The following is an 18478-nucleotide window of genomic DNA, read 5'->3' on the forward strand; positions in this document are numbered from 1 at the left end:
GCGTGAAGTTGCCTCAGGGCGCTGGCGGCTTGGGCAGGGGCTGAAGCCCGGCTGCTTGCAGGAGCACATCGGCGGAAGGGGGCACGGCCAGAGTGTCACCCTGCAGCCGGTACAACGAGTAGTGGGCGCTGAGAAAACGCACAGACGCTTCAGCCTCCTCATGGGTCAAATGCTTGTGCTCGAACAGGATCACCCTGGGTTTCAGCGTGTTCAGATTCAACTGGCGGAGAATGGAGTAGTCGGCACCTTCTGTATCGATGTGCAGGATGTCCACATCCCGTATGCTGTGCTTGGCGAACAACGTTTCCAAGGTCATGCCGTTCAGAAGAGACTCCTTGATATAGGGCTCCACGACGGGCAGGCAGTAGGTGATATGATGACGCTTGAAAGATCCCAGTTGGTCGAACCAAGGGGGCAGGTCTTTTAAGAACTCACGGGCTGCGGGGTCCACCCAGTAAAACTGGCAGGCGCTGCCATCATTGATCAACGCGTTCTCAAAGGCGAAGCGTTCGGGGTCCTTGTAGTTTCCTTTCAACCTTTCAAAGAGATAGGGAACTGGCTCGACGAAGAGCGCTTTCCAGCGGTGCCGACGGCGCAGCAGACGATGAAGGGGGTCCCCGGTTTTGCCGTCGTTGGAGCCGACCTGCACAATCTGGGCACTGGCGGGGCCAACGATCTTACCGATCCAGATGGAAGGATCTAGTTTCCAAGTCCCTTTGATCCTCGCGTTGAACCAGCGCGCCAGAGCGAGCAGGGCCGGGCGGGATTTGATCGCTTTCTTAATATTTAAGTTCAATGGAAAACAATAAAGGTTTCGCGTCCATACGTGCGATTACAGATTCTTCAAGCAACCTTGTTCAGGATAAACATTTCACTGCTATAGCGGAAGCCGAATCCTATTCCCAATGTTTGAGATCTTTCGCAGGCATCGCGATATGGAGCCGAAGGCCGCGAGCTAAGGCCCTTTTAGGGTGGAAGGAATTTTCTGTGGAAGGTGAACTTTCCAAGAGTGAATCGGCACGTTGTTTGAGGGAGGGCAGTTCTGAACCGTCCGAGCATCTCAATCCAATGGAATATTCACCGTTATGACCCGCACAAAACGGTTGAAGAGACTTTGCAGGGCGAGCGTCGCCATGATGTGCGTCGAGACAGTGAAGGCGGAGTTGATACCAAACGGGCTGTACCTGAGCGATGTGGCCTATGGAGTGTGCCGTGAACAAATGCTCAAAACCATGCAATGGCCATGAGCCCGATTCTACAAAGCCATCTCACCCCGCAGTTTCCACGCTTCGGCACCACCCGTCGTGAGATGCTGGTGTCCCTCTCGTCCGGCATCGGCTGGTTGGCGTTTGCAGCACTTGCTCAGAATGGACGTGGGGCAACGGGTCAGGACGAGCCTCTCAGAGCCCATTTTCCTGCGAGAGCCAAGCGCGTGATCTTTTTAACCATGCGGGGTGGCCCCTCCCATGTAGATCTGTTCGACTACAAGCCAGAGTTGATTCGAAGGAATGGTGAGGTCGTCAGGCGAGGGCGAGACGCCGCAGGGGCGAAGTACTTTGGGCCAGCTCACGGTTTTGCTCAGCACGGGGAGTCGGGGCACTGGATTGCCGATACCTACCCGCTCCTGGCCCGCCATGCAGACGATCTGTGCATCGTCAACTCCATGCACACGGATCAGCCCAACCATGCCCAGGCGTTTTGCCAGATGCACACGGGGAGCTTTCAGTTCGTTCGTCCATCCCTGGGAGCGTGGACGATCTATGGTTTGGGAAGTGAAAGTTCCAACTTGCCAGGGTTTATCACCCTCAACCCTCCCGCAGATAATGGCGGGGCGCAGAACTATGGGAGTGCCTTCCTTCCGGCTGCCTGCCAGGGGACGCGTCTGGGGAGCAGTCAGCTGCCAGAATTGTATGCCGCATTATTCAAGAAAGACGTGGCTCCGGGCCCTCCTCTTAAGAATCTGATCAACGAAAATCTCACGCGACCAGAACAGCGTCGGCAGGTCGATCTAGTTCGGGCGCTAAACGAGCACCGTCTGACCCAGGCGGGGCATCAGCCGGAGATTGAGGGGACCATTGAGTCCTTTGAACTGGCGTTTCGCATGCAAGCTGAGGTGCCGGAAGTGTTGGATCTTCGGGGAGAGTCGGAGATTGTACGCAAGCTTTACGGGGTTGGCGAGCCCAACGACCGGTTTGCCCGTCAGTGCCTGCTCGCGCGAAGGCTTGCCGAGGCCGGTGTCCGGTTTGTTGAGATCGCGTCTCCGACGGGATGGGACCACCACCATCTCCTCAAAGACGGGCTGGCGAAGGCGTGCTCTGCAACGGACAGGCCGATCGCCGCCCTGCTTACCGACCTCAAGGCGCGTGGTCTGCTCAAAGATACGCTGGTGGTTTGGGCGGGCGAATTTGGCCGTACTCCTTACGCTCAGAGTGGGGATGGACGGGATCATAATCACCGTGGCTACTCCATCTGGATGACCGGAGGCGGGGTGAAGGGGGGATTGCGATACGGTGCCACCGACGAGTTTGGTCATCTGGCGGTGGTAGATCCGATGCACATCCATGACTGGCATGCCACCGTCCTCCACCTGCTAGGGCTGGATCACAAGCTTCTGACATTTAATTATGGAGGGCGCGACTTTAGACTGACCGGGACGGGGGGCAATGTCGCGGTGCCCATCATTACTTCTTGAGAACCGTTCTCCGGAAAGCTGCCGGGTTCAGGAAGTACACCAACTGGGACGGTGACTAGTTAGGTTTTTGTAAACAACAGCACCATGATAAGGTGCCGCAGGAACCATTCTGGTTTTTTTTACACTGCTTGATGGGCTGGACAAAAAAAGGACGGCACCGTGGTGCCGTCCTATCAGGTTCAAGAAACTATATTTAGGATAATCTCCCCTAAAGCAGCTCCGAAAGTGAGTTACTTGCGCTTGCCCTTCTTGGCAGGTGCTTTCTTGACCGCTTTTTTCACTGCTTTCTTGGCCACCTTGACGGCGACTTTTTTTACGGCAGCTTTCTTGGCGGGCTTCACGGGCGCCTTCTTGATGGGGGCCTTTGTCACTTTGACCGCCTTTTTAGCCACTTTGACGGCTTTCGCCGCCTTTTTCACCACGGGTTTGGCGGCGGCCTTCTTAACAGGGGCGGCAACCGTTTTACCTTTGGCTTTGGCTTCTTTGGCGGCAAGGCGCTTGGCGCTTGCACGCTTTTTGCGCATGTAGTCGCGGGCGTAAACGCGACGGCGTTCTTTTTCTTCCTCAGTTGCACGCTCCGCCCACCAGGCGGCTTTCTCCGCGAGGTGTTTCTTGCGGAACTTGGCGTTGGCGCGGTATTCGTTGCGGAACCACGCGGCCTGGGCCTGTCTTTGTTTTTCTGGATCGGCGTAGGGCATGACTAGTATTGGTTTGGTTGCTAGTTCCTAGAACCTGTAAACAAAAGCGGGACATTTTGCAAGAAAAAAATGAAAAACACTCCTTGACTAAGGGGTGTTAATTCGGCCGGAGGCGAACTTTGGCCCGCTTCCGGCCTTGCGAAATTTACCTAGAGCCCGGTTCGAGGGGGCTAGGGTTGTTCCTCTGCCGGGACGGACTTCTGACGTCCGAACTTTGCTCCAGGAGACTTGGCGGCCGCGGTTTTGGGCTTGGGCTCCCTCGGCGGGAACTCCCAGCCGAGGATGCGCTTGTCACCAGCCTTGCACACCAGGAAGGCGCTGAAGGGACGGTTTTTCTTGGAGATCATGCCTTCGATGACATCCGTCTTGCCCTGGGTGAAGAATTTCCGGGCATTATCCTCGCTAATCCTCTTTTTGCAGAGTTCCAGAGGGAGCTTGGCGTTGCATTTCTTGGGCTCTGTAATGGCGGTGTGGCACACGTAGCCGACCGGCAGGATGTGAATGTTCGCCTTCCTGCCTTGTTTGGCACATACCGGGCACTCACAGAGGACCGGGGCCTCATCCCAGTTGACTTCATCGCTCTGTCCCTTCTCGAAGACAAAATTGACCTTCCGGTCGTCCTTGATTTCCAGGCCGGCGCTGAACTCTTTGCCGACGCGGCTGCGGAAGCCGTCCATCGTGGGGAGAAACCGCTTTTCAATCAGTGTCCGGAGTTCTTCATCGTTCAGATTGCGCCCCGCCACGTTTTTGAAAACCCGCAGTTTGCAGTCCTCTGTCCGGCAGGCCACAAACTCCTCCGTGTTCTTGAAGGCCTTGGAACCGCAGAAAGGACAGGTGGCGATAAAGTCCGGCAGGACACGCTCTTTGGCTGCCTTTGCGTAGGCTTTGCTCTTGTCCACGATGTCTGCCGCCAGCGTGCGGATGTCCCGCATGAAGCTGCTGCGGTCGAGCTGCCGGTGCTCCATGAGCTTGAGTCTGTACTCCCACTGCCCGGTGAGTTCCGGCGAGCAGAGGGTTTCGGCACCCAGGTCGGAAAGCTGTTCCACAAGGTCGAGCCCCTTGGTGGTCACGATCAACTCGCGACCCTGTCGCTCGACGTATTTGTCCATGATGAGACCTTCGATGATTGCGGCTCGTGTGGCCGGGGTGCCCAGCCCGCGTTCACTCATGGCCTCTCGCAGTTCGTCATCGTCCACCAGTTTGCCTGCCCCTTCCATGCTGGAAAGCAGGGTGGCTTCGTTGTAGCGGGGTGGGGGTTTCGTGGATTCCTCGCGCATTTCCACGGTTTTGGCATCGGCCATTTCCTTCGGCTTCACGGCCACGAGCACTCTGCCTCCACCTTCGCCTTCCTGTTCATCCACAGCTTTTTTGCCATAGACTTCTAGCCAGCCAGCTTCGCGCAGGACTTTGCCGTCGGACTTGAAGACATCTTCACCAATCCGGGAGAACCGGGTGGTGACGTCGAACTCAGCCGCCGGGAAGAAGACGGCCAGGAAGCGACGCAAGACCATGTCGTAGAGTTTCTGCTCGGCTTCATCCAGGCTTTTTGGAGGGGGCTGACCCGTTGGGATGATGGCGAAGTGATCGCTCACTTTGCTGGTGTCGAACACACGACGGTTAGGGCGCACCCAGTCCTCGTCCAGGATCTTGTCGCAGAATGGACGTAACTCCACAGGGAATGCCCCGGCCTTGCTGGCCGTCAGATCTGAGAATCCACGAATGGTCCCTTTCACCGTCGCAATATAGTCATTGGGAAGGTAGCGGGAGTCGGTACGTGGGTAGGTGAGGGCCTTGTGTTTTTCGTACAGCGCCTGGGCCAGCTGCAGGGTGCGACGGGCGCTGAAGCCAAAGCGATTGCTCGCCTCACGCTGAAGGCTGGTCAGGTCGTACAGCAGTGGTGCTACCTGGCGGGTGGGCTTGGTGGTTTCCTCCACGGTCGCCTTTTTCCCAAAACAACGGGCGACGATTGCTTCCGCAGTCTCACGATCCCAAAGGCGCTCCGCCTTCAGGTGTTCGTCAGTTTCGTCTTTCTTGAAGGTCTCGTCCAGCCATCGTCCGGCGTACTCGCCAGCGGCGACGTCGAAGAGGGCGTGAACTTCATAATAGGTGCGAGGCTCAAAAGAGGTGATCTCGCGCTCGCGCTTGGCCAGAATGGTCAGGGTAGGGGTCTGGACGCGACCGACGGGGGTGAGGCGGAAGCCGCCATGGCGGGAATTCAGAGCCGTCAGGGCCCTTGTGCTGTTGATACCCACGATCCAGTCGCTCTCACTGCGGCACTTGGCGGCATTGGCCAGAGGTTGCATGTCCTCGTCCGTCCGCAGCTTGTCAAAGGCCTCTAAGATGGCCCCGTTGGTCATGGACTGCATCCACATCCGGCTGACAGGCTTTTTCGTCCCAGTCGCCTCTATGATGTTGCGGAAGATCAGCTCGCCTTCCCGCCCGGCATCGCAGGCATTGATGATATCGACCACATCCTTGCGCTTGATCAGGCGGGTCACGGCCCGGTAGCGATCGGCCGTCTTGTCGATGGGCTTGAGCTCAAACTTCTCCGGGAGAATCGGGAGAGTTGTGAACCCCCAGCCGATTTTCTTGCCGTCTTTCATGGGCATTTCCTGCTCCAGCAGGTGACCGACGGCGGAGGTGATGACGTGCGTTTCGTTTTCGAAAAAGTCGCTTTCCTTCTTAAAAGGAGTCATGCCGGGGGCCTTGGCAAGCGCGCGGGCAAGGTCCGCAGCGACGCTGGGCTTTTCGGCAATGATGAGGGATTTGGACATAGGAACAGGCACAAAGGCATACGAACGGCGGGGGTGTCAAGGGAAGAGAGGGATTAGGACGAAGGGATAAGGGAAAAGGAAGCCCTAAGGGATTTCCCCGGCCTACCTCTGCTGTATTGGAGTCCGCAATGGACGTGTAAAAGCACCCTTATCCCTTGACTCTCAATCCTTTTACCTTGGCTATTGCAATGCCTTCCCCTTGGTTTCCGGGGCGAACCAGATGAGGATCATACCCACCAGATAAACGCTGCACAGAACCGTGAAGGCGCTGGCCGAGGCTTGGAGTTTGGAGGCTCCGTCGCCGCCAAAGACTGCGATGAGGTTGGCCAGTTGAAGTCCGCCGATCGCCGCGATGATGCGGCCTACGTTGAAACAGAACCCCTGGCCGGTGGCGCGAACCGCCGTTGGGAAGAGTTCTGGCAGATAGAGGGGGAAGAATCCATAGAAAGAGGCCGTCAAGCCGCCCATGAGGAAGGCACTGATGAAGAAGTTGGTGTCGATCTGAGTGTTGAACCGGAAGAAGAAGATGCTGGAGGCCATGGCGGTGATACAGCAAAAGAGGTAGGTGAGCCGGCGATTCAGGATGTCTGCGAGCAAGGGTGTGAGGAGCGCAAAAACCGTGGCTCCAAGCGCTGTGCAGATCTGGGTGTACTGCATGGGGTGGGAATACCCATTGGGAGCAAGCTCTGTGGACCACTTGGGTGCCTGTTGGGCGGCTCCCCAAGTGCCGAGCAGCGCAATGCCCGCGAGGGTGGCACCGATGATGAGGTTGGACCGCACCTTGCGGCGCATGTCCTCCGACATGTTGCCTGCCGCCGTGGACCGCTGTAGATAGCGGCGTACTGGCAGGAGGAAGCCCCAGACCACGGCGCAGAAGCCCACGATCGTGATGATGGTGGCCGCAGGGGTGGCCACGCCCATGGGTGACCACGCCCAGATGATGAGCATCGCGACGACGGCCCCGAACAGGACGCCAAGCAGATCTGGGGTGCTCCAGTGTGAGGTGGAGCCAGTCTTCTTTTCCTCCTCCCACTTGTCGGACTCCGGCACGAAGAGCCGGATGAAGAAGATGAGCACGGCGGGGAAGGCACCGCTGATCATGAGGAAGCGCCACGCTTGGTTGTGCAACAGATAGTCCGAGAGACCCTGCGAAGCTCCCAATGAGGCGAAGATATCCTGAACCGAGGTGAGGAAGTTGTTCATGCCGAGGCTGAGGAAGGCCACCAGCAGGTACCCAATGTTCGCCGCGGCTCCGATTGCTCCTGCTACCCAAGCGCGGTTGCCCTTGGTCCAGAGTTCATTGACCAAGGCCACGCCCAGAGCCCATTCCCCCCCCATTCCCAAGGATGCAATGAAGCGTAGGATCGCTACATGCCAGGCCTCAGTGGCAAATCCGCACAGTCCAGTGAAGATGGCATACGTGAAGATGGAGAAGGTCATGGCCCGAACGCGACCGATCCGGTCGCCCAGCCAGCCGAAGAAGACGCCTCCTGAGGCTGCTCCCACCAGGAAGGTGGCGATGATTACCGTGAACCAGCGGTCCACTCCCTGGGTGATCGCAGCCGCATCTCCGGTGCCGGCCAGCAAATCCTGTAGCGCTGGCTTGCCAATCAAGGGGAAAAGCCCCATCTCAAAACCGTCAAAAAGCCAGCCAAGAAAGGCTGCGGTGAGCGCCATATTTCGGCCGCGGGCGTTAGGAGGGGGAATGGAGGCCATGAGACGGGAGGCGAAGTGTCAGCGGAGGTTGGTGTGAATGGAGGCGGAGCGGGAGATGAGATCGGAAAAACGATGACAATGGCCGGGTGCGGCCAAAAAAGCCAGAGCTAAACGCCGGGAGGTGGGGGGAGCTATCACCAGTGCCATGCCGGAGGTTGAAATGTATTTTGTGAATCGGAAGGCTGGTCCCCCTTTGCGAACGAGCTCACCACAATCGCCAAGGCCAGGGTGGCCCCGATTGTGATGGGTAGTAATCGCGCTGGAGGCATGCAGATTTGATGGCAGAGAGGTTGAGTGGAACATATGTCGCGAGATGGCAAATGGTTGCAGAGCTTGACGTGGGAATTGCTTCCAACCGCAAAAGCGGTGCATGGGGCTGCCTTTGATCAAGGATCTGTGATCCGTCGAAGCTGTCTCTTTAGCACTCCCAGCCCGACGTAGGCGTCGTTCGCATGGTGCTCGCGGGGGGGGGGGGCGAAGACCGGCGGTGGGGGTAGGTTGCTCCTTCTCTGGTTGTGTTTGGGGTGGAGGATCGAAAAAGTTCTGTTCAGTCTGGACGGGCCTTGTCAACGCTGGTTGTTCACGCCATCGTCGGCCCCATGAATTTCACGTGGGATATCTTGGTGCTGCTGCTCTATTTCGCCCTGATTCTGGGGATCGGTCTCGCCCAGAGCCGGAAGAACAAGAGTGTGGAAAGCTATGCCCTGGGGGACCGGGAAATGGCTTGGTGGGCAGTCCTGGCATCCATCATTGCTGCCGAGATTAGCGCGGCGACGTTCCTAGGGGCACCGGAGACGGGTTTCAGCAAGCAGAACTGGAGCTACGCGCAATTTGCCATCGGCACGGTGCTGGCACGTATCATAGTGAGCTTTTTGTTCATTCCGGTGTTTTACAAGCACAATGTGGTGTCGCTCTACGAGTTCCTGGGCACCCGGTTTGGCCCATGGACGAGGAAGTTCGCCTCGGTGACGTTTTTGGTGACACGAGTTCTGGCGATGGGCACCCGGCTGTATGTTTCGGCGATTATCATCGTACTGGCCTATGCTCTCTGGACGGGGGCACCGGTGCAGCCTGAGATGAAATTTTGGCTCTACGCCGGTGCGGTGGTGTTGGTGACCCTCATGACCGCCATCTACACCTCAGTGGGTGGGATTCGGGCAGTGATCTGGACAGACTTCATCCAGGTGGCGGTATTGCTGGCGGCGCTGGCATTTACAATTCCCTATCTCCTCGGGCGCATCCCTGGAGGCTGGGAGACTGTGGGACAGGTTATCAAGGAGCCGGCATTTTTTGATTTTGCCAAACCCAGCGAGCCTGGAGCCTGGGCTTGGATCAAGAATGTGCTTACCACGGAATACACCATCTGGGCGGCCATCATCGGCAGCACTTTTGTCACGATGAGCACTCATGGCATCGACCAGGACACGGTGCAGCGCATGCTGACGGCGAAGAACCGCCGCCAGAGCGCATTTGCCACGATCTTGTCCGGTATTGTTGATCTGCCACTGGTCTCGGCCTTTATTTTTATCGGCGTCCTGCTGTTCGCCTACTACCAGGCGCATCCAGATTCGGGCATGCCAGCGGAGTCCCGGGAAGTCTTTCCGTATTTCATCATGAAGGAGATGCCGGCTGGCATGCGGGGTTTGGTCACTGCGGGAATCCTCGCGACCGCCATGGGTTCGCTGAGCACGGCGCTCAACGCCCTCGCCACCAGCTTCTCCAGAGACTTCATTCTTCCACATCTCCCGGCGGATGCGCCAGAATCCAAGCGCATTTCTGTTCTGCGCTGGAGCACGGTGCTTTTTGCGGTGCTTATCATCCTCGTTGGAGTGGCAACCGCGTGGTACATGGCCCACCATCCCGAGGCCAAGATCATTCCGCTGGTGCTTGGTATTCTGGGGTTCACTTTTGGTTCGTTGTTGGGAATCTTCCTCGTCGCAGTGCTCACAAAATCTCGGGGGCGGGATGACACCAATATCCTGGCCATGGTCTGTGGGATTCTCGCGGTGTTGTTCTTGAGTAATCCAATGGGCATCCAGCAGATGGTAGGGATGAAGGAGCCGTTTGTACTTTCGTTCCCCTGGCGCATTACATTGGGCACTCTCGTAACGGTGGGGGTGGCGATGCTGTTCTCAACCCCCCAGAACAAGCGGACGGAGATGTCGAATGTGGTGGACCGCGGGGAATAAGTGGCCGGGGGGGGCGTCCTGTCCTGACTTCCCCAATCAACCTTTATTGCCCAAGGGCTTGTATCCCCGCCAATCGATGGGAATGTTGAGGGCTTCTACCTTCAATGAGCAAATTCGAAGACCTGAGAGGCATTCTCCAGTACGTTCCCCAGTTCCGGGAGCGGATTTTTGTGATCGCTCTGGATGGCGCAGTGATGCGCCTGCCGAACTTCACCAGCCTGCTTCAGGACATTGCTGTCCTGCAGTCGCTTAACATCCAGGTCGCCATCTCATTTGGCGCGCGGCTCCAGATTCGGGATCTGGCCCAGGCCCGGGGTATCACGTTATCCAGTGACGATGGGATCGGGCGCACCGACACCGCCACTCTTGAAGTCAGCGCTGACGCGATTTCACGACTGACCAGCGAGTTGGTGGCGGATCTCACCGCGCTGGAGCTCCGTGTTGCCGTCCCCAATGCCCTGGCCGTGCATCCGGCGGGAGTGATCGACGGCGTTGATCTGGAACACACCGGACGGATCGAGCGGGTGGATTCCCGGATGCTCATCGGTATGCTCAAAGAGGGGATCATCCCAGTGTTGCCGCCCTTTGGCTATGACGGACGAGGCACCACGTTGCGGTTGAATTCGGACGCGGTAGCCGTGGAGACAGCGCTGGCACTGGATGCTGCCAAAGTGATCTTTGTGGCAGAGGAAGGGTTGGTGAATAGCGAGGGCCAGCGTCTGGCGCAGCTCCCCATCAAGCTTGCTCGTGAAATTGCCAAGCGTCGGGATCCTCACATGGACCCCAGTCTGGTATCGAAGCTGCGGTATGCTGCCCTCGCCTGCGGCGAAGGCGTGGCCCGTGTTCACATCATCGATGGCCGCCAGGACGAGGTGTTGCTGGCCGAGTTGTTCAGCAATGAAGGCGTGGGCACCATGATCCACGCAGACGAGTATCAGCAAATTCGTCGTGCCCGGGTGAGTGACATCCCCTCCGTCATGTCGATGATGCGTCAGTCGGTGGAAGATGCCGCCTTGGCCCCGCGCTCACGCGAGCAGGTGCAGAAGCGTATCAACGACTTCTTTGTCTTTGAGCTGGACGGGAATCTTGTGGGTACCGTAGCGGTGCACATGTATGAAACCGACAAAAGGGAAAAGGTGGCTGAACTGGCCTGCCTGTTCGTCAGCCGGGCGCACAAGAACAAAGGCCATGGGCGTAAGCTTGTGACCTTTGCCGAGGATGTCGCGCGGCAGCGCGGTGCCGTCTGGATCTTCGCCCTCAGCACCCAAGCCTCCCGGTTCTTTGAAGAAAAGATGGGGTATGTGGACGTTGGCCCTGGCATTCTTCCCTCTGATCGGCGCGAGCAATACGACCGCAGCGGACGGAATTCGAAGGTGCTAAAGAAGGAGATGGTTGGCAAGTCTGGCGTGTCCTGAGCTGGTCTGGTGGCGGAGTTTTTGAGAGTCCGTGTGAGGAAATTTGCAGGAGGCAGCGCGTGCCTTCTTGATCAAGCACGCCAATGCACTTTCCGAGACATGGCAGGAACGGATGATATTTCCTCTTTGGCGATGAAGTTGGTTGCCTGCAAAGGGAAGCTGCGGATGATGGCCGAGGCTCGGCTCCTCTGTCCACCCATGAAAAATAGCTTCACGGAGTTCCCTTCAAAGTGCACGCGTGGCACTTTAGCGAACTGGGGCGGGTATCGAGAAATCGGCCTGCTGAGCGTCGCCTTATTTCTGATCGTTTTTGGCGTGCGACTGGTCTGGATTCAAGACATGGCGTCGCCAGCCCCGTTTTGGGACCAATGGAATGCTGAGGGGGGAATTCTCTATCCACCCTGGGTGGAGGGCCATTTTGACTGGCGCACGCTCTTTGAGCAACACAATGAGCATCGGATTCTCTTTTCGCGTTTGATTTTCCTCGCGCTGCTGGATGCCCACGGTATCTGGGACCCCATTCTACAGATGGTGGTATCCGCAGGTCTCCATGCGCTGTTTGGAGTGCTCCTGTTTGTATTGTTGTGCCACCTCACTCAGGAGGCCTCAAGACTCAGTCTGGTGGTGGTGCTGGGACTTGCCGCTCTGCCGATGGACTATGAAAACCTGCTGTGTGGGTTTCAGAACTCCTTCCCGTTGATGGGTCTCTTTGGACTCGCTGTGATCTGGGTGATGGCTGGAGCTGCCCGGCCTCTTGGTGTTCGGTGGTGGTCGGGCTGGCTGCCGCTGGTTCTGGGAGTGGGCACCATGGCGGGTGGGTTCTTCCCAGCATTGGCGGTCGCCGGAATGTTGATCGTTGAAGCGCTGGCTGCACCGCAGAGGCGCACCAAAGCCCAAGTTTGGGGGGTGGGCTTTCTCATGCTTTTCGCTTTTGCGGCACTGGCATTTCATCTCCCCGGAGGCAAGGAGGCCGAGATTCATCATTCGTGGTGGGATCGGTTGCGCGGTTGGTTCGTATTCCTTTCCTGGCCTGTAGGCGCTGGAGGGTGGGGCTGGTTGCTGGTTCAGTTGCCCACCGTGGCGGGCTTGGTCGCGATCTTCAGGGGACGGTTGGTGTTGGATTCGCGGGTGCGCATCGCCATGGCGCTTTCCCTTTGGGTGGCGGTGCATGCGCTCGCGATTGCCTATGCGAGGTCGGAGGCCGTGATAACCAGTCGCTACTTTCCCATCAGCGTTTGCGGGCTGGCAGCAAATTTCGCCTGGGCTGTACTCTTGGTGCGCGGGAACGCGCCAGAATCAGATGTCGTCCGAAGACCTGTAGTCATGCGCGGGGCATTGATTGCTTGGAGCGTGGTTGTATTTGGGACACTGTTAAGCGACTTTCTCCTCGTCCAAATGCCTGCTGCCCGAAACTTTGCCCGGTTGAAGAATCAGCACACCGTGAGCATACGCCAGTATCTCAGTGCAGGCGACGACAGGGGTCTCTATCAGTCGAAGGACAACCCTCTGCCCCCATTGCACGATGGTGACCTGCTCAAGAAGATCTTGGATTCAAAGACGCTGCTGGACTTGCTGCCAGCGGACCTCAAGGATGCCCCGCCTTCCCAAATGGTGGCCGGGGATGAGGGTGCCTTCGTGAGGAATGGCGGCTTGGATGCAAGGACTGGTCCGGCTCCGCATCGACCTTACTGGGGAAGCTTTCTTCAGCCTGCCGGAAGTGCCGCCACAGGTGAGGTGTCGCTGGAGTTTGCCGGCACTCCCTCTACGCAGTGGGTGGAGATTTGGATGGCAGGGGCACCATCCCCCAAAGGTTCATCTCTGGAGATCCAAGATTTGGCCGGGCGTCGTAAGATTCGCCTCTTGCCAGAAGAGCGTCCCGGAGATCAATGGAAGCGATATTTGGTGCGTATTCCATATCGTCCCTACCGCATCAAGGCCGCAGACCGCTTCAATGACCGCTGGTTTGCTTTCACCGAGCCTAGAGCTGTGGGACACCTTGAGCGGGAGAAGAAGTGGTTGCTAGACAACGGGATGAACTTTGTCCTGGCAGGAGGGGGGCTTCTCCTGCTGTGCTTCTTTGTGGAAGGAGTGTTGAGGTTGGGAGTTCGTTCTGAAACCGCTGGACTCACCGGGGGACGGAGAGAATAATCGGCGATCCCTGATCTGTAGAGTGCGACCGAAATGCCTGAGTCCCCAGTTGTGCTGCATGCCATTGAATTCCCTGTGGAGCGCAAGCTTCACAGTAGAAAGCTGACGATTCATGGCTGGTGTTTCGACCTTACAGGGGAGTTTCTCAAAGGGGTGAGGGCCACGGTCGGAGAACAGATTTTCACTGCTCGCCGCAAAAGACCCAGGCCTTATCTGGGCTACCGCTATCCGGATCATCCCGAGGCGGCGGTCAGTGGGTTTCAGATCGACGTGGAAGTGCCGCGAGGTCGAAGCATCATTCAGGTGGAATGCAAACGGTCAGACGGCAGGTGGGTGTTGCTGGAGGAGCTTCCAGTTGCCGCTCCGTGGATTGCCTGGCCGTGGAAACAAAAAGTCTCCGGGCAGGATTACGAGACGTGGGTGCACCACTATGACACGATTCACGCGGACGATCTTGTCAAGCTGCGGCAGACGGGGGCTGCGCTCACTGACGGGCCTCTCATCTCGGTGTTGCTGCCTGTTTACAATACTCCGCTCCGTTGGTTGAAACGAGTGATCGAGACGGTGCTGGGCCAGGCTTATCCCAAGTGGGAGCTCTGCATCGCCGATGACGCTTCACCAGATCCGCAGGTGCGGAAGACGATTGAGAGCTATGCAGCTGGCGACCCGAGGATCAAGGTCGTGTTCAGACCCAGCAACGGGCACATTGTTGCAGCCACGAACAGCGCCTTGGAGCTGGCCACCGGATCCTTCGTGGCGCTGTTGGATCACGATGATGAGTTGCGGCCCCACGCGCTTCTGGAAATGGCCCGGGAGATTATGGGCAATCCGGAGGCCGCTCTCATCTATTCAGATGAGGATCATCTGGATGAAGCGGGGGTACGGTATGCTCCCTACTTCAAGCCCGACTTTAACTACGACCTGCTTCTCTCCCAAAACTGCGTCTGCCATCTCGGCGTGTACCGCGCCGATCTGGTGCGTCAGTTGGGCGGCTTTCGTGCCGGCACGGAAGGCGCGCAGGACTGGGATCTGGCACTGCGTGTTTTCGAAGCAGTGGGCCGGGATCGGATTCATCACATTCCCAAGATCCTCTACCATTGGCGCAGCATCGAGGGCAGCACCGCGCGTGGCGTCTCCGAGAAGTCCTATGCCTCCAGCGCTGGAAGGAAAGTGGTTGAGGACCACCTGTCACGAACCAATCAGGCGGTGGAGGGCGTGGAAGAGGTAAAACAGGGACACTTGCGGGTGCGCTGGAGCTTGCCCAATCCTCCGCCAGTTGCCATCATCATCCCCACCCGAAACTTTAGGCATCTGCTGGAGGTCGCGGTGGAATCTGTGCTGGCTCGTACCGACTACCCGAATTTCAGGCTGGTCATTGTGGACAATGACTCGAACGAGGAGTCAACACTGGACTATCTGGCGAGTCTGCAAGCTCAAGGCAAGGCGGACGTGCTTCGGATTCCCGGGCCCTTCAATTACTCGCTGCTCAACAATCGGGCAGTTGCCGCATGCACGGAGCCGGTGGTCTGCCTGCTCAACAATGACATTGAAATACATGAGCGCGACTGGTTGCGCGAAATGGTGAGTCAGGCGGTCCGGCCAGGCGTAGGCGCGGTAGGTACCAAGCTCTACTACCCGGATGGTCGCATTCAGCACGCGGGCGTGATTCTCGGGATGGGGGGGGCAGCCGGGCATTTTCTTAAGGGATGTGACAGCAGCAATGAGTCCCACGGGGGGCGGCTTCACGTTTGTCAGAATTTCTCTGCTGTCACGGCCGCTTGTCTGGTGGTGGAGCGCCGCAAGTATCTGGAGGTGGGTGGACTGGATGAGGGCGACTTCAAGGTGGCCTTCAACGACATCGATTTCTGTCTAAAGCTGGATGATGCAGGCTATCGAAACGTGTACACCCCTTTTGCCGAAATGAGCCATCATGAATCCGCCTCCCGTGGAGCAGAGGAACGTACGGACGCTGGGAAAGAGAGGGCAACCAGGGAGACCATGTTGCTTCGCCAGAAATGGCAGCCGTATTGCGAGGCGGATCCAGCGTTCAATGTAAACCTGTCCATGGTGCATGAGGATGGCTCACTGGGATTCCCGCCAAGAATCGGAGAGTGGCAAACTCGCCGCGAAAAGAGGCGCTCTGAGTCTTCAGCATTGCTTCCGCCTCGGGGTGGGGGGCTGGGGTGACGGCGTGAGCGGCGTGGGGGGGGGCTCGCCGGTTTGAGGGGATCGGTGCCTATGTGTCCTCCCTCATCGCAAGCCTGATGCCGATCTACAGGTTGCTTCCGATGCTGGTGGCTTTTTTGAAGGAACAAATCTTCGACCACATGCAAACTGAGGAGGAGGTGGATCTTCGGAAGTGTGGCGGGAATCGCCGCTTGGTGAGTTCCTTGTGCCGGGGCGTTGGAGCAGGTGGGGGTGTGCCGTCACCCCTGGGACAAAAAATCCGCTTCATGAGGGTGCGGCTCTTTCACCATACTGGACCGTCGGCGGCTCGCCGATTCCTGCGTCAAACCTGTAGCGCTCGTTTCTCGGCCTCGGCAAGTTTCAAATCAGCGTCAACCATGATCTTGACGAGTTCTTTGAAACGCACTTTGGGCTCCCAGCCCAGTTGACGCTTAGCCTTGGCAGGGTCACCGATGAGGAGCTCCACCTCGGCGGGGCGCTCGTAGCGCTGGTCGTGTTTCACGTATAGTTCCCAGTCCAAATCGAGGCATGAGAAAGTCTCTTGCACGAACTCCCGAACGCTGTGGGTTTCATTCGTAGCCACGACATAGTCATCGGGCTGGTCCTGCTGGAGCATCATCCACATCATCTCCACATAATCTTTGGCAAAACCCCAGTCACGTTTGGCATCGAGGTTGCCGAGGAAAAGCTTGTCCTGGAGCCCCAGTTTGATGCGGGTGGCGGCGCGGGTGATTTTACGTGTGACAAAGGTCTCGCCGCGACGCGGGGATTCGTGGTTGAAAAGAATGCCGTTGCTGGCGTGCAGGTTGTAGCTTTCGCGGTAGTTCACTGTCAACCAGTAGGAATACACCTTGGCGCAGGCGTACGGAGACCTGGGCCAGAAGGGGGTCTTCTCCGTCTGCGGAACCTCCTGCACTTTGCCGAACATTTCCGAGGAGGATGCCTGGTAGAACCGGACTTTTTCCACGAGCCCGGTTTCGCGAATGGCCTCAAGGATCCGCAGAGTGCCGAGGCCGTCGATATCTCCGGTGCTCTCCGGGATGTCGAAGGAGACCCTCACATGGCTCTGGGCGCCAAGGTTGTAGATTTCATCGGGTTTCAGGGCATAAAGCAGCTTCACCAGGGCCACGGAGTCCGTTAGATCCCCGTAGTGAAGAAAGAGGCGGGTGTTGTCAAAGTGGGGATCGGTGTAGAGGTGGTCAATCCGGCTCGTATTAAAGGTCGAGGCGCGGCGAATGATGCCGTGTACTTCATAGCCTTTGGCGAGCAGCAGTTCCGCGAGGTAAGAACCGTCCTGCCCAGTGATGCCGGTAATGAGCGCTTTTTTCATGAAATTGAGATTCTATATTTAACCGTGGATCGGGTCGCCAAATCGGGCAACGCCATTCTCCAGAACATCATGCTACAGACTGTGTGGCTAGGAAATGGGCAATTGCGGCCACGACTTCCTCCTTTTGTTCCACCGTGAGTTCTGGGTAGATGGGAATGCTCAGGACCTCGCTGGCCAGCACGTGAGAAACTTCGCAGCCAACCTTGGAGGAGGCTGGCAGGCTGGCAAAACAGGCCTGCTGGTCCATCGTAAGGGGATAGTAGATCTCACAGCCGATTTGCCGGGCAGCGAGATGATCCCGCAACGCATCACGTTGTCCTGCGCCTGCGATGCGCAGGGTGTATTGGTTCCAGATGTGATCGTGCCCTGGCAGTGCCTGTGGCAGAGTGATACGCGCTGCTGGCTCCTGCTGCGCGGGGGTGGGACTAAGGCCAGCACAGGCATCCAGGGATGCCTGCCCCACTCCCGGCAGGGCGCTCAGGCGTTCTGTGTAGAAGGCGGCATTTGCCCGACGGTTGGCGGTGTAACCAGCATAGTGGGGGAGCTTTACTCGCAAGAACGCTGCCTGAAGCGCGTCGAGACGGAAATTGCCTCCAATGTGAGAGTGGTAGTACTTGGGGCTCATCCCATGGTTGCGGAGGGAGATGGCTTTCTTGGCCAGTTCGTCGTCTTCCGTCACGAGCAGGCCGCCGTCGCCGAGGCCGCCAAGGTTCTTGCTGGGGAAGAAGCTGTAGCATCCGAAATCGCCCATCGTGCCCACGCTCCGGCCATGGTAGCCAGCCCCGATAGCCTGGGCGGCGTCCTCGATGACTCGCAGGCCCTTTTCTCTCGCTAGTTCCAGGACACCGTCCATGTCGGCGCTTTGGCCAAAGAGGTGCACGGGTACAATGGCCTTGGTGCGAGCGGTAACCTTCTTCCGGGCGTCGCGGAGGTCCAGGTTGAAACACGTTGGACACACGTCCACAAATACTGGGGTGGCTCCGGTCCGGGCCACGCAGCCAGCCGTCGCGAAGAAGGTGAAGGCCGGGCAGAGCACTTCATCACCAGGTCCGATGTCCAGTGCCATCAGGGCCAGCAGGATGGCGTCTGTCCCTGAGGAGATGCCGAGAGCGTGTTTTGATTTTACCAGAGCGGCGATCTCCTGCTCAAATGAGGTCACCTCCTGGCCCATGATAAAATGGCCTGTGTGGAAGATCCGGTGAAAGGCGTTGGTAAATTCGGACTCGAGAGGGTGATTTTGGGCGTTGACGTCGAGAAGTGGGACTGCCATTCGGAGGGAGGTGTCGAGGGTGCAGGAAATAATAAAGGCGGGGGCTTCCGCTTTGCCGG

The 18478-nt window shown here is 57.9% G+C and carries 11 protein-coding genes; 5 read left to right on the forward strand and 6 right to left on the reverse strand.

The annotated features are described in order from the left end of the window. Positions 1-13 precede the first annotated feature (13 nt). Positions 14-796 carry an FkbM family methyltransferase gene (locus VSP_RS14270; protein ID WP_009961399.1) on the reverse strand — a complete coding sequence of 261 codons (783 nt, stop codon included), beginning with the start codon at positions 794-796 and terminating at the stop codon, positions 14-16. Between the two features lie 441 nt (positions 797-1237). Here VSP_RS14270 and VSP_RS14280 point away from each other — a divergent pair, with 441 nt between their 5' ends. Beyond that, entirely contained in the window at positions 1238-2692 is a 1455-nt protein-coding gene (locus tag VSP_RS14280) for a DUF1501 domain-containing protein (protein WP_009961401.1), read from the forward strand. Between the two features lie 230 nt (positions 2693-2922). Here VSP_RS14280 and VSP_RS42285 read toward each other — a convergent pair whose 3' ends face one another. The 3 genes from VSP_RS42285 to VSP_RS14295 form a co-directional block, all read right to left on the reverse strand. Beyond that, on the reverse strand, positions 2923-3390 hold the full coding sequence (locus VSP_RS42285) for a hypothetical protein (protein WP_009961402.1): 468 nt from the start codon (positions 3388-3390) through the stop codon (positions 2923-2925). 170 nt (positions 3391-3560) lie between these two features. Next, entirely contained in the window at positions 3561-6164 is a 2604-nt protein-coding gene (locus VSP_RS14290; RefSeq protein WP_009961403.1) for a DNA topoisomerase III, read from the reverse strand. A 180-nt stretch (positions 6165-6344) separates the two neighbouring features. After that, positions 6345-7880, reverse strand: a complete 1536-nt coding sequence (locus VSP_RS14295; protein WP_044133547.1) for an MFS transporter — start codon at positions 7878-7880, stop codon at positions 6345-6347. Between the two features lie 599 nt (positions 7881-8479). Here VSP_RS14295 and VSP_RS35435 point away from each other — a divergent pair. The 4 genes from VSP_RS35435 to VSP_RS35445 all read left to right on the forward strand — a co-directional run bounded on the left by VSP_RS35435 (position 8480) and on the right by VSP_RS35445 (position 15819). Next, positions 8480-10069: a sodium:solute symporter gene (locus VSP_RS35435; RefSeq protein ID WP_009961406.1), complete on the forward strand. Its 1590-nt coding sequence runs from the start codon at positions 8480-8482 to the stop codon at positions 10067-10069. 104 nt (positions 10070-10173) lie between these two features. Further along, positions 10174-11484: an amino-acid N-acetyltransferase gene (argA, locus tag VSP_RS35440; protein WP_009961407.1), complete on the forward strand. Its 1311-nt coding sequence runs from the start codon at positions 10174-10176 to the stop codon at positions 11482-11484. 198 nt (positions 11485-11682) lie between these two features. Beyond that, positions 11683-13632 (forward strand): hypothetical protein, encoded by a 1950-nt coding sequence (locus VSP_RS14310; RefSeq protein ID WP_156345288.1) that lies wholly within the window; start codon positions 11683-11685, stop codon positions 13630-13632. 33 nt (positions 13633-13665) lie between these two features. Continuing rightward, on the forward strand, positions 13666-15819 hold the full coding sequence (locus VSP_RS35445; protein ID WP_009961410.1) for a glycosyltransferase family 2 protein: 2154 nt from the start codon (positions 13666-13668) through the stop codon (positions 15817-15819). Between the two features lie 322 nt (positions 15820-16141). On the opposite strand, the gene gmd is transcribed toward VSP_RS35445, so the two are convergent. Beyond that, a complete protein-coding gene (gene gmd / locus VSP_RS14320) occupies positions 16142-17149 on the reverse strand; it encodes a GDP-mannose 4,6-dehydratase (RefSeq protein WP_009961411.1) in 1008 nt (335 codons plus the stop codon). A 67-nt stretch (positions 17150-17216) separates the two neighbouring features. Continuing rightward, on the reverse strand, positions 17217-18419 hold the full coding sequence (locus tag VSP_RS14325; protein ID WP_009961412.1) for a DegT/DnrJ/EryC1/StrS family aminotransferase: 1203 nt from the start codon (positions 18417-18419) through the stop codon (positions 17217-17219). Positions 18420-18478 lie beyond the last annotated feature (59 nt).

The sequence above is a fragment of the Verrucomicrobium spinosum DSM 4136 = JCM 18804 genome (assembly GCF_000172155.1).
GTDB lineage: Bacteria > Verrucomicrobiota > Verrucomicrobiia > Verrucomicrobiales > Verrucomicrobiaceae > Verrucomicrobium > Verrucomicrobium spinosum.